This is a genomic window from Stenotrophomonas sp. LMG 10879 (assembly GCF_002750935.1).
Lineage (GTDB): Bacteria > Pseudomonadota > Gammaproteobacteria > Xanthomonadales > Xanthomonadaceae > Stenotrophomonas > Stenotrophomonas lactitubi_B.
Map to the genome: position 1 here is coordinate 109,773 of NZ_PEJT01000014.1, position 11,197 is coordinate 120,969.

The window sequence follows — 11,197 nt, forward strand, 5'->3', positions numbered from 1 at the left end:
CCAAGCTCACCCATTATAGGTTGTCACTTGACAACCTGTGCAATCACATCCAGAGTTCGAGGGAAAGGAATGCCCCGTTCGCGCCATCCAGACAAAGACATTGAAGCGGCTCTCCGTTTCGCCGAATCGCGTGGATGGAGGCTGCGGATCGGCGGCAGTCATGCCTGGGGACGAATGTACTGTCCCTACAACGACAAGGACTGCCGATGTGGCGAATTCTGTGTGGTGAGCATATGGAGCACGCCCCGGAATGCCTTGAACCATGCGCGAGCCTTGTGTCGCGCTGTCGAGAACTGCAGCCGTGAGCGATGACGCACCCGGCATCCTCCCAAGGACACGTCGATGATGGAATTCACCTTCATTCTCAAATATCGTCTGCCGGATTCAGGTACCGACGCTGGCTCGCTTGAGCAACGCCTTGCCGATGCCGGCTGTGATGATGCACTGCTGGGCATTGGCAGGCCGGGCAGGTTGGCGCTTGAATTCTGCCGCCAGGCGGCCAGTGCGCGGGAGGCCGTGCTTTCCGCGCTGGCAGACGTCCAGCGTGCCGTACCCGATGCAGAGCTGATCGAAGTCAGTCCCGATCTGGTAGGGCTGACGGACGTTGCTGATCTGCTGGGCATGTCACGGCAGAACATGCGCAAGTTGCTGCTCGCGCACCCGCAGACGTTTCCGGCACCGGTGCACGAGGGCAGCGCGTCGATCTGGCACCTGGCCGATATTCTTTCGTGGATGCAGGCGCGCGGCAGCCAGAAGGTCAGCAGCGAGCTGGCGGAGCTCGCTGCTGCGGCGCTTCAGATTAATGTGGCGAAGGAGCAGGAGCGGCTAATTAGCCATCCTGGCTGAGGGTCGCTGCGCGACAGGCCGTTACAGTTCCACCCGTTCCCACCAGCGCGTTCCCGCGGTCGGTGCCTGCATGTCCAATACCTCGCCCATCATCGGCGTGGCCACCGGCACGTTCTTTGCCGCAGCCAATGCGCTGATGCGTTCGAACGGCTGCTGCCACTCGTGCAGGGCCAGGTCGAAGGTGCCGTTGTGGATCGGCAGCAGCCACTTGCCGCGCAGGTCCAGGTGCGCCTGCAGGGTCTGTTCGGGCTGCATGTGCACGAACGCCCAGCGCTGATCGTAGGCGCCGGTTTCGATCATCGTCAGGTCGAACGGACCGTACTTCTCGCCGATGGCCTTGAAGCCATCGAAGTAGCCGGTGTCGCCGCTGAAGAAGATGCGGAAGTCGCCGTCCTGGATCACCCACGAGGCCCACAGGCTGCGATCGCTGTCACCCAGACCGCGGCCGGAAAAATGCTGGCCGGGCGTGGCGGTCAGGCGCAGGCCAGCGGCTTCGGTGGACTGCCACCAGTCCAGTTGTTCAACCTTGGCCGCATCCACGCCCCAGGCAATCAGCTGATCGCCCACACCCAGCGGCGCGATGAAGCGCGCGGTCTTGCCGGCCAGCTTCATCACGGCCGCGTGGTCGAGGTGGTCGTAGTGATTATGCGAGAGGATGACGCCGGCAATCGGCGGCAGTTCGTCGATGCTGATCGGCGGTGCATGGAAGCGCGCCGGGCCCATCCATTGCACCGGTGAGGCGCGTTCGGAGAACACCGGATCGGTCAGCCAGTACTGGCCACGCAGCTTCAGGAGGATCGTCGAATGGCCCAGGCGGAACAGGCTGCGGTCAGGTGCCGCGTCCAGCGTGGCGCGGTCCAGCGCCTGCACCGGAATGGGGTGGTTGGGCACGGTGCCCTTGGGCTTGTTGAACAGGAAGGTCCACCAGATCTCCAGGCCGTCGCGCAGGCCCATCGCCGGCTTCGGCAGGGCGTTGCGGAACTTGCCTTCGCGGTACTGCGGCGAATCGGGGAAGTCGGGGAGGGACCAGGATTTGCAGAAGGTATAAGCGGTCACGGCGAGGATTCCGAGCAGGAGGACAAGGAGCAGGCGCTTCATGGGTGACGTCCGCAGGGTACACTGCACAGTGTAGTTTCCAGATTTCGGAAAGTACACTGGCGGGTGTAAAATAGGGGAATCCGTTCAGCTGTCTGGTCCCGCCATGTCCCGTGCCCCGCAACGCCTTACCGACCGCAAACGCGAGGCCATCGTCCGCGCGGCGGTGGAGGAGTTCCGTTCGGCCGGCTACGAGGCGACCAGCATGGATCGCATCGCGGCGGTGGCGGGTGTCTCCAAGCGCACCGTCTACAACCACTTCCCCAGCAAAGAAGAACTGTTCGCGCTGATCCTGGAAGAGCTGTGGCACAGCAGCGTGGCCAGCGTCGAGTTGCCTTACCGCGCCGACCAGCCGCTGGAGGTGCAGCTGCTGCAGCTGCTGCGGCAGAAACTGGACCTGCTGGGTGATGCCAACTTCATCGATCTGGCGCGGGTGGCGATGGCCGAGATCATCCATTCGCCCGAGCGTGCGCAGGCGATCGTCTGCCGCATGGGCGAGAAGGAGAGTGGCGTCAGCGCGTGGATCCGTGCGGCGATTGCCGATGGGCGGCTGCGCGAGGTCGATCCGGAATTTGCCGGCCATCAGCTGCAGGGGCTGGTGAAGAGCTTCGCGTTCTGGCCGCAGGTGACGATGGGCCAGGCGCCGCTGGCACCGGCCGAACGCACGCGCGTTGCGGAGTCGGCGGTGGCGATGTTCCTGGGCTTCTACGCGGTGTAAATCCGGGATTGCGCGATCAGTGCGCGCCCAGATGCCGGAGGTAGGCGCAGAACATGTCGGCCACCGCATCGGCATAGCTGCGTATCTGCGCTGCGGTGCGCGGTTCACTGGAAAATTCGCGGCCGGTGGCACCCAGCGTGGTGTCGATCAGATCAACCGCCAGCTGCCGGGTGGCCGCCGGGGCCTGCGGCAGCACCTCGGCGATGAACGCGAGCATCGCATCGTCGGTTTCGCTGCGCGCTTCCTGCGCTTCCGGCGCATCGCGGTACAGCGGCGCCGCATCGTTCAGTGCGCCGCGGGTCTGCGCTTCTTCGCATTCGGACTCGATGAACGCATGCACCAGCGTGCGCAGGCGCTGCAGGTGCGGTTGCCGCGCGTCCTGCAGGATGCCGCGCAGCATCGCGCCGGTCTGCTGCCACTCGTCGTGCTGCAGGCGGAACAGGATCGCCGCCTTGTTGGGGAAGTACTGGTACAGCGAGCCGACGCTGACGCCGGCGCGTTCGGCCACCCGCGCGGTGGTGAACCGAGGGGCGCCTTCATGCTTCAAAACCTGAGCAGCGGCTTCGAGGATGGCCGCGACCAAGTCGTTCGATCGTGACTGACGAGGCTGTTTTCTCGAGGAAATCTGCGGCGGGCGGCGCTCGGACATGGCGGTTTTCCAATGCGAATAGGCGGAACGGGGGATGGTCCGTATTCTTGATTGCGACGAATCATTCGCATTCTAACCCCGCCACCGAAAGGAACATCCGTCCATGTCCACCCTGATTTCCGCCCCGGTCGCGCCCCTGCTGGCGCGCCTGTTCACCGAAGCCGACAGCGCGCTCAGCCCGGGCCTGACCCCCGTTTCCGCCGAAGAGCGGCAGCGACTGCTCGGCAGCCGCACCGAATACCGGCGCCTGTACGGCGAGCTGCTGAAGGACCTGTGGCTGCCGGTGTCGCCGCAAACCGGCAACCTGCTGTACCTCCTGGCGCGCAGCAGTGGCGCGCGCAGCATCGTCGAGTTCGGTACCTCGTTCGGCATCTCCAGCATCCATCTGGCCGCGGCGCTGCGTGACAACGGCGGTGGCCGGCTGATCACCACCGAGTTCGAGCCGGAGAAGGCGCGCCGCGCCGCCGCCCACCTGCGTGAAGCGGGCCTGGACGACCTGGTGGAGATCCGTGTGGGCGATGCACTGGAGACCCTGGCAGTGGACTTGCCCGATACCATCGATCTGGTGCTGCTCGATGGCGCCAAAGTGCTGTACGACGATGTGCTGGACCTGCTGCAGGAGCGGCTGCGTCCGGGCGCGCTGGTGGTGGCCGACAATGCAGACGACAGCCCGCGCTACCAGCAGCGCATGCGCTCGGGGAGCGCCGGCTATCTGTCGCTACCGTTCGCTGAGGATGTGGAACTGTCGATGCGCCTTGCCTGAAGCACGCTCACGCCAGCTGCCGGAACTGTTCCGGCGGCAGGGCGTGTGCATACAGATAGCCCTGGCCGACATCCACTCCCAGCGCACGCAGCAGGTGTTCCTGTGCGGTGGTTTCGGTGCCTTCGGCGACGACGACGGCGCCGCAGCGGTGCGCCACCTCCACGATGAAGCGGACGATGGACTGCGACTTGGCATCGGACAACGTAGCGATCAGTGCCCGTTCGATCTTGACCTCGGCCACTGACAGCTGTGACAGCAGGATCAGCGTCGAATAGCCCGCGCCGAAGTCGTCCAGTGACAGGCTCATGCCAGCGGCCAATAGAACGACGACGTTGGCGTCGACGACGTCGCGCTCGACGATCTCGGTCCACTCGACGATTTCCAGCCGCAACATCGCGCCGGGTATGCGCTGCTGCTCCAGCAAGCTGCACAGGCGCGCGCCGAAGCCGGGTTGGCGCAGCGATTCGGCGGACACGTTCACTGCGATCGTCAGCGTGTGCCCGTCATCCCTGCAGCGGCCAAGGAAGGCGGTGGCCGCCTGCAGCGTGGCCCATTCCAGTTCGGCCAGGCGACCGCGGCGGCGCAGCAGCGAAACCACCCGCATCGGCGCAATCAGGTGACCGTCGCCATCGCGCATCCGCAACAGCGCTTCGGCGCCGACCAGGTGGCGGTCATGCAGGCGGAACTTCGGCTGGTAGTACAGCGGTGCATCGGCGTGCTGCAGCCAGTGGTCCAGTGCGGTCTCGATCAGTGCATCCACTTCGCTGTCGCGCTGGATCGGATCGTCGAAGAACACCACGCCGGAGTCGATCGTGTTCAAGGCCAGGGTGACAGCGCGGAACGGGATGGAGCTGTCGTCCTGCGTGGGTGGCTGCAACTCGACCACCGCGCAGCGGAACACCGGGCGGAAGCCCGGCCAGTCATCGCCGATCACCGTGGACAACCGGTCGGCCAGCGCAGGCAGTTCGGTATCCGCGCGGAGATCGGCAAGGCTGGCGTCCAACAGCAGGATCGCCAGCGCGCTGTCACCGAACTGATAGACCTCCATCGTGCCGGTCGGCCTTGCGTGCAGCAGGGTGCGATGCACGGCTTCGGCGTTGTGCCGGTTCCACACGCCACTGTCATTCAGCGGGCCATAGCGCAGCAGCAGGTCGTGCAGGTTGCCCATCTCGGTCACGATCAGGCACGCATTGCCATGGTCTTCGCTGCTGCGCCAGTGGCGTTGCAGGCGCTCGTCGAGGGCGCGCAGGTTGGGCAGGCCGCTGACCGGATCGATGCGCATCCAGGCATGTTCGCGTTGGCGCTGGGCATCGATCTGCGCGTCGTTGTAGACCAGTGCGAATACCGCCGCCAGCACCAGCAGTGACACCGGCAGGGCAAGCAGCCGCTGGGTGGCCAGCTCCAGCAGGGGCAGCTGCGCGCTGCCGATGATCGCCACGCCCAGCGCCAGGCCAAGCAGGGTCACCGCGATGCGTACCCCCCAGGCCTGCAGGATCAGCCGTAGCGACAGGTGGGTGAGCATGCGCGGGTACATCCACCCACGCAGCCAGATGCCTGCAAGCACCTGCAGCGCCGATTCCAGGCTGACCGGCAGGAAGTACTGGGCGCCGGAGAACTGGTAGCGCGCCAGCAGGCTGGCCAGCAGGCAGGTCACGCCGCCGCGCCAGCCACCCAGCAGGCCGCTGATCAGCAGGATGTCGATGCCGAGGTTGAGCTTGACCACGCCTTGCGCGTAGCCGGCCACGAACCAGGAATTGAACAGATGGATCAGGCCGAGAATCACGCCGATGTAGACGCGGCGCCCTTCGATGGCTTCGCCGCGGCGGCGGGTGGCGATCAGGAACACGCCGATCATGCCGATCACTGCGGTCGCCTGCAGCAGGTACAGCGGCAGGCTGGGCAGGGCGCTGTCCAGGATCCGGGTCGAAACCCGTGATAGCGCATCCATAGCCATAGCCGGTCCTGTGTGCGGCCAACTGCCAGTAGCCGCAGGGTAAACCACGGCCGCGTCCGCGGCCAAACCGGGGATGCCAGGGTGCGCTGCGTGCTAGTAACGCGGATCGGCGATCGCGGGCAGCACCAGCTCGCGGACGAAACTGGAGGGCGACAGCTGCAGCAGGGCGCGCACCATCGCCACCACGTCGTGCACCGGCACGTACTCGCCATTGCCGCTCGCGGCCGCCTGCTGCAGGGGCACCGACAGTGCATCGTCGGTGTTCAGGTAGCCCAGCTGCAGCGTCGTCACAGCCAGCCGCTGCTGGCGGAAGCCTTCGCGCAGGGCGTCGGCGATGCCGTTGAGGGCGAACTTGGAAGCTCCGAAGGCCACCTCGGGGCGGCCACTGCGCGGCAGCGCCGAGGTCGAGCCGGTCAACACCAGTTGCGGGCGGCGTCCGCCGAGCACGCGCGGCAGCAGCTGCTTGAGCAGCAGCAGGGTGGCGGTGATGTTGACCTCCACCAGCTGCGCCAGCGCGCTGTCACGTTCGTTGAGGAAATCGTAGTCGTCACTGAATGCGGTTTCCTCCCAGATGCCGAGATTGTGGATGAGCACATCGAGATCCGGCGGCGCCTGTGCTGCGATGCTGGCCGCTGCACGTGCCGGCTGGCTCAGGTCCGCCTCGATCCACTGCAGGTCGACGCCCTCGCTGCAGTCCAGCTGCGTGGGGCGTGTGCGCGACACGCCGATGACGGTATCGCGGGGCTGGCAGAGGCCCTCCACGAAGGCGCGGCCGAGGCCTTTGCTGGCGCCGATGACCATGAGTTTCATGCGATGTCCTTTGCTGTGAAGTGTCCGCTTCGGGGAGAATCCAGGATGTGGCCGGGATCGGAGCGGTGGAGATGGAGGCAGGATCGAGCGATGGCGGTGTCATGCCCTTGCCGTCGCAGTGGCGCAGCGCGCTGCGCAATGCGGAGATCGAGATGCAGTGCATCGGCGTATCGCGCGCGGTTGTGGCACGGGTGCGACGTCCGGGGCTGCCGGATGCGTTCCTGAAATCGGAAGTGATCGATGCCTTCAGCGAGCTGGAGGGCGAGATCCTGCGTCTGCGCTGGCTGCGGGCGCAGGGACAGCCGGTGCCCACGGTGCTGGATACGGCGGAGGAGGGCGGTCGCCGCTGGCTGCTGATGAGTGCGTTGCCCGGCCATGACCTGGCATCGTCGCCGACGCTGGAACCTGCCCAGGTGGTCGTACTGCTGGCTGACGCGCTGCGCGCCCTGCATGCGCTGCCAGTCGCCGCGTGTCCGTTCGATCATCGCCTGGCATCGCGCTTGCCGGCGGTAGCCGCGCGCGTGGCGGCGGGGCAGGTCGATGCGGATGATTTCGACGATGAACGCCTTGGGCAGAGCGCTGAGCAGGTCTATGCCGAACTGCTGGCAACCCGTCCGGCGGATGAGGATCTGGTGGTAGCGCACGGCGATGCGTGCCTGCCGAATCTGCTGGCGGTCGACGGCCGCTTCAGCGGCTTCATCGATTGTGGCCGGCTGGGCGTGGCTGATCGTTGCCAGGATCTGGCGTTGGCCGCGCGCAGCCTGGTCCACAACTACGGCGACACCCGTTGGGTCGCACCGCTGCTGGTCCGTTATGGCATGCCCGCCGATGAAGATCGACTGGCGTTCTACCGGCTGCTGGACGAATTCTTCTAGGGGCATGCCAGCTCTACAGGCGCTGCAGGGCGCGGCAGGATCGCTCCTCAACTGCGGTTGAGGTCAAGCGCGGCGGCCTGAACGGCGACTGGCCGGAGGCTTTGGCTGCTCTGTTAAATGGACGAACGTTCGTTCATTGTTTGCGGCATGAACCGAACCGACCGCAATGAGCAGCGTGCATCGCAGATCCTGCAGGCTGCCCTGCAGTGTTTTCTGGTGAAAGGCTTCCACCAGACCAGCATGCGCGACATCGCGCAGGCGGCGGGCGTCAGCCTGGGCAATCTCTACAACCATTTCCCCGGCAAGGAGGCGCTGATCCTGGCCACGGCCGAAGCCGAGCAGGATGAGCTGCAGCCCCTGTTGCAACGGTTGACGGACTGCAACGGCGAACGTGCGCAGGTGCAGGGATTCCTGCAGGATTTCCACGCCTTGTGCCGGCAGCCGGAATGGGCGCTGCTGAGTGTGGAAGTGTTGGCCGAGAGTGCGCGCAACCCGGCGGTGGCGGCGGCATTTGCCGGCAACCGCGCGCAATTGCAGCGCGGTCTGGCCGGGGCGCTGCAACAGATCGCACGGCGTGAGCGCCGCCGTCCTGCGCTGCCGGCGACGCTGCAGGCGCAGGTATTGCTGGACGCGATCGAAAGCGATGCGCTGCGGCAGGGGTTGGGCGAGGCGAGCGCTGCGGATGCCGACGTGCTTGATCCTGGCCTGCTGGCGGCGCTGCTCGGAGGCCGTTCGTGAGCAGTGATGATCGACGGTTGCATGGGCTGGACCTCGCGCGCTATCTCGCGCTGGCCGGCATGGTGCTGGTCAACTTCCGTCTGGCGATGGCCGTCGAGGTCGACGGTGGCGGGCTGCTTGCTGGATTTTTCCATCTGCTGGAAGGCAAGGCCTCGGCCACCTTCGTGACCCTGGCCGGGGTGGGGTTGGTGCTGGCCACGCAGCGGCAAGCGTGGTGGCAGGCGAGCATGCAGACCTGGCGACGGGCCGTGTTCCTGGCCGTACTCGGCCTGCTCAACCTGACCGTGTTTCCCGCCGACATCCTGCACTACTACGCGGTGTACTTCGCGGTGGCGGTGCTGTGGCTGCGCGCATCGCCCCGTGTCCTGCTGGGCAGCATGGCTGCCTTGGCGTTGGTCTCGTTCTGGGCCCTGCTGCGCTGGGACTACAGCCAGGGCTGGAACTGGCAGACGCTGGCTTACGAAGGTCTATGGCAATGGCCGGGTGCGATGCGCAACCTGTTGTTCAACGGTTTCCATCCCGTGCTGCCGTGGCTGTGCTTCTTCCTGCTGGGCATGCTGCTGGCGCGGCTGCCGCTGTCGCAGCCACGGGTGCAGCGCGCCCTGCTGTTGCTCGGTCTGTTGTTGATGGGCGCCGGCCAGGCGTTGCAGCAATGGGGCCACGGCACGGTGTGGCAGCTTTGGCTGGCGACGCAGCCGATGCCGCCCGGTCCGGCGTATCTGCTGACCGGCGCAGGTGCGGCGTGTGCATTGATCGCCGCGTGCCTGTGGTTGGTGCGGCTGCATCCCGGTGATTGGCTGGAGCCGTTCACCGCAGCCGGACGGATGACGCTGAGCCTGTACGTGGCGCACATCCTGATTGGCATGGGCGTGCTGGAATCGCTCGGTCTGCTGGATGGAAGCGCCAGCCTGTCGTGGGTGTTGATGGCCGCGTTGCTGTTCGTGATGCTGGCTACCGCAGCAGCCTGGTTGTGGTCATGGCAGTTCGCGCGCGGTCCGTTGGAAGCGGTGATGCGACGCCTCGCCGGCTAGTTATTTCGTCGCAGGACACCGATGTTGTGACCCGTTAGCCTGTGCGGATGCAGGGCCATCTGCGATAGTAGGTGTCGTCACCAGAGCACGCCTGCCTCCATGTCATTCGCTTCGGCGCAGCAGATCGTAGAGGTCCTGCAGCAGTCCTACGACATCAACGCGACGGCGGTGGTGCCGCGTCCGGTGGGCGCCGACGCCAACGCGTGCGTGTTCCGCATCGACGCCCGTCATGACCACTGGTGGTTGAAGTGCCGCAACTTCCAGGTTGCGCCAGCGGTCTGGGACAGCCTGCACTGGCTGCGTGGCACATTGGGCATCGAAGAGATCGTGGCGCCCTGGCCGGCATTGGCCGGCGGTGCCTCGGTGCAGCGCTGGGGCCTGCAGTTCACGTTGTTCCCCTATATCGAAGGGCAGTCGGGCTTCGAGGCACCGCTGAGCCGTGCGCAATGGCGCCGGCTGGGCGAGGTGCTGCGGCGCCTGCATGAGGCCGGGATTCCGCCGGCGCTGCGGCTTGAAACCGCGGCGGTCGATACGGTGGGTGCGTGGTTGCAGGATCCCTCGACACTGGCGCAGGCGCAGGATCGATCCGGCAATGCGTTCCTGGCGCTGTGGCAGCGGCAGCGGCCGCGCATCGCCGAACTGCACCAGCGTGCCGAGGCATTGCGTCGTGCATTGCAGGACGAAGCACCCGCGCTGTGCCTGTGCCACACCGACCTGCACGCCGGCAATCTGCTGATGGGGCAGGACGACACGCTGCACCTGATCGACTGGGACGGCCTGGCGCTGGCCCCGCGCGAGCGCGACCTGATGTTTGTTGGCGCTGCGGTGGGTGGCCGCTGGGGGCGTGAGCATCCGCTGGGCTTCGCCGAGGGATATGGCGACGACCTCGGCGATCCGCGCTGGATTGCATGGTATCGGCACTGGCGCATCCTGCAGGACCTGATCGAATTCGAGCAGATGCTGCTGGGCCCCGGCGCGGCGCAGCGCTCGCTGCAGCAGCACCGGCAGTCATTGCATTACCTGGGCGAGCAGTTCGCACCGGGCAATGTATTCGATGCGGCCGAGCGCGCGTATCGGGTGCTGTAGGGGGTGCGGCCGGGCTGCGCCCGGCACCTGCAGAGGCCGAAGCCGAAGCAACAGCAACTGCCGAAGCAACAGCAACCGCGGGCATTCCGTGGGAGGGCGGGGTGGGCCCGGTTGCGGGGGACGCCGTAAATACGTCCCTGTAGGCTTGGCCGCGGCTTGCTCGTGTGCGCTGTCCTGCGCACACGGCAAGACCGGGGTTAGGCATCCTGCCCAACCCGCCCGAGGCATGCCTCGGGCCCATGCCGCGGACACCCCCGCAACCGGACCCACCCCGCCTTCGACAGATCTCCGCAATCTGTTGGGATGGCATGACTTGCTCTTGGTGGGTGTCGACCTTGGTCGACACGTAGATCCACGCCATACGTGGATGCTCTTCAGTCAATTGTCAAAATGTTCGATTTCGATGGAGATTCATCCACGCATGGCGTGGATCTACCCGATCGCGGAGATCTGTCAGGGGTGGGGTGGTGCCGGATTGCGGGGTGTCAGCCGCATGGATGCGGCTGCCAAGCCTTATCTGATCGGAATCTGGCAGCGTAGGTGTCGAGAGCCGGCGTGGGCCGCCGTGCAAGCCTGGATCTCGACGATCGCCATGTAGCTTGGCGCCCACGCCGGAATCTCCCTTGATCCGC

13 protein-coding genes are annotated in these 11,197 nt (G+C 66.0%); 9 read left to right on the top strand and 4 right to left on the bottom strand.

What is annotated here, in order from left to right; genetic code table 11:
• The first annotated feature begins 69 nt into the window (after nt 1-69).
• Both CR919_RS21460 and CR919_RS18825 read left to right on the top strand, forming a co-directional pair.
• Nucleotides 70-312 carry a hypothetical protein gene (locus CR919_RS21460; protein ID WP_099821304.1) on the top strand — a complete coding sequence of 81 codons (243 nt, stop codon included), beginning with the start codon at nt 70-72 and terminating at the stop codon, nt 310-312.
• Nucleotides 313-345: 33 nt separating this feature from the next.
• On the top strand, nt 346-846 hold the full coding sequence (locus CR919_RS18825; RefSeq protein WP_099821323.1) for a DNA-binding protein: 501 nt from the start codon (nt 346-348) through the stop codon (nt 844-846).
• A gap of 21 nt (nt 847-867) precedes the next feature.
• Here the strand turns inward: CR919_RS18825 and CR919_RS18830 are convergent, their stop codons facing one another.
• On the bottom strand, nt 868-1,944 hold the full coding sequence (locus CR919_RS18830) for an MBL fold metallo-hydrolase (RefSeq protein ID WP_099821305.1): 1,077 nt from the start codon (nt 1,942-1,944) through the stop codon (nt 868-870).
• Between the two features lie 103 nt (nt 1,945-2,047).
• Between CR919_RS18830 and CR919_RS18835 the strand changes: the two genes are divergently transcribed.
• Nucleotides 2,048-2,659 (top strand): TetR/AcrR family transcriptional regulator, encoded by a 612-nt coding sequence (locus CR919_RS18835; protein WP_099821306.1) that lies wholly within the window; start codon nt 2,048-2,050, stop codon nt 2,657-2,659.
• A 16-nt stretch (nt 2,660-2,675) separates the two neighbouring features.
• Here CR919_RS18835 and CR919_RS18840 read toward each other — a convergent pair whose 3' ends face one another.
• Nucleotides 2,676-3,308, bottom strand: coding sequence for a TetR family transcriptional regulator (locus tag CR919_RS18840; RefSeq protein WP_099821307.1), 633 nt, complete (start codon nt 3,306-3,308; stop codon nt 2,676-2,678).
• 103 nt (nt 3,309-3,411) lie between these two features.
• On the opposite strand from CR919_RS18840, the gene CR919_RS18845 reads away from it, so the two are divergent.
• Entirely contained in the window at nt 3,412-4,071 is a 660-nt protein-coding gene (locus CR919_RS18845; protein ID WP_099821308.1) for an O-methyltransferase, read from the top strand.
• 7 nt (nt 4,072-4,078) lie between these two features.
• On the opposite strand, the gene CR919_RS18850 is transcribed toward CR919_RS18845, so the two are convergent.
• Nucleotides 4,079-6,019: an EAL domain-containing protein gene (locus CR919_RS18850; RefSeq protein WP_099821309.1), complete on the bottom strand. Its 1,941-nt coding sequence runs from the start codon at nt 6,017-6,019 to the stop codon at nt 4,079-4,081.
• A 99-nt stretch (nt 6,020-6,118) separates the two neighbouring features.
• A complete protein-coding gene (locus CR919_RS18855; protein ID WP_099821310.1) occupies nt 6,119-6,835 on the bottom strand; it encodes an SDR family oxidoreductase in 717 nt (238 codons plus the stop codon).
• Between the two features lie 71 nt (nt 6,836-6,906).
• Here CR919_RS18855 and CR919_RS18860 point away from each other — a divergent pair, with 71 nt between their 5' ends.
• From CR919_RS18860 to CR919_RS18885, 5 genes are all read left to right on the top strand, one after another.
• On the top strand, nt 6,907-7,710 hold the full coding sequence (locus CR919_RS18860; protein ID WP_207761053.1) for an APH(3')-II family aminoglycoside O-phosphotransferase: 804 nt from the start codon (nt 6,907-6,909) through the stop codon (nt 7,708-7,710).
• Between the two features lie 147 nt (nt 7,711-7,857).
• Entirely contained in the window at nt 7,858-8,448 is a 591-nt protein-coding gene (locus CR919_RS18865; protein WP_099821311.1) for a TetR/AcrR family transcriptional regulator, read from the top strand.
• Nucleotides 8,445-9,479, top strand: coding sequence for a DUF418 domain-containing protein (locus tag CR919_RS18870; protein ID WP_099821312.1), 1,035 nt, complete (start codon nt 8,445-8,447; stop codon nt 9,477-9,479). Before CR919_RS18865 ends, CR919_RS18870 begins: the two co-directional genes overlap by 4 nt.
• 99 nt (nt 9,480-9,578) lie before the next feature.
• On the top strand, nt 9,579-10,565 hold the full coding sequence (locus CR919_RS18875) for an aminoglycoside phosphotransferase family protein (RefSeq protein ID WP_099821313.1): 987 nt from the start codon (nt 9,579-9,581) through the stop codon (nt 10,563-10,565).
• 421 nt (nt 10,566-10,986) lie between these two features.
• Nucleotides 10,987-11,163 carry a hypothetical protein gene (locus CR919_RS18885; RefSeq protein ID WP_165787286.1) on the top strand — a complete coding sequence of 59 codons (177 nt, stop codon included), beginning with the start codon at nt 10,987-10,989 and terminating at the stop codon, nt 11,161-11,163.
• Nucleotides 11,164-11,197 lie beyond the last annotated feature (34 nt).

What these genes read in the sequence shown, in the direction of transcription:
- CR919_RS18860 (WP_207761053.1), top strand. Translation starts at nt 6,907, where the DNA reads ATGGAGGCAGGATCGAGCGATGGCGGTGTCATGCCCTTGCCGTCGCAG.
- CR919_RS18885 (WP_165787286.1), top strand. Translation starts at nt 10,987, where the DNA reads ATGGCGTGGATCTACCCGATCGCGGAGATCTGTCAGGGGTGGGGTGGT.
- CR919_RS18835 (WP_099821306.1), top strand. Translation starts at nt 2,048, where the DNA reads ATGTCCCGTGCCCCGCAACGCCTTACCGACCGCAAACGCGAGGCCATC.
- CR919_RS18845 (WP_099821308.1), top strand. Translation starts at nt 3,412, where the DNA reads ATGTCCACCCTGATTTCCGCCCCGGTCGCGCCCCTGCTGGCGCGCCTG.
- CR919_RS21460 (WP_099821304.1), top strand. Translation starts at nt 70, where the DNA reads ATGCCCCGTTCGCGCCATCCAGACAAAGACATTGAAGCGGCTCTCCGT.
- CR919_RS18875 (WP_099821313.1), top strand. Translation starts at nt 9,579, where the DNA reads ATGTCATTCGCTTCGGCGCAGCAGATCGTAGAGGTCCTGCAGCAGTCC.
- CR919_RS18840 (WP_099821307.1), bottom strand. Translation starts at nt 3,308, where the DNA reads ATGTCCGAGCGCCGCCCGCCGCAGATTTCCTCGAGAAAACAGCCTCGT.
- CR919_RS18850 (WP_099821309.1), bottom strand. Translation starts at nt 6,019, where the DNA reads ATGGATGCGCTATCACGGGTTTCGACCCGGATCCTGGACAGCGCCCTG.
- CR919_RS18830 (WP_099821305.1), bottom strand. Translation starts at nt 1,944, where the DNA reads ATGAAGCGCCTGCTCCTTGTCCTCCTGCTCGGAATCCTCGCCGTGACC.
- CR919_RS18865 (WP_099821311.1), top strand. Translation starts at nt 7,858, where the DNA reads ATGAACCGAACCGACCGCAATGAGCAGCGTGCATCGCAGATCCTGCAG.
- CR919_RS18855 (WP_099821310.1), bottom strand. Translation starts at nt 6,835, where the DNA reads ATGAAACTCATGGTCATCGGCGCCAGCAAAGGCCTCGGCCGCGCCTTC.
- CR919_RS18825 (WP_099821323.1), top strand. Translation starts at nt 346, where the DNA reads ATGGAATTCACCTTCATTCTCAAATATCGTCTGCCGGATTCAGGTACC.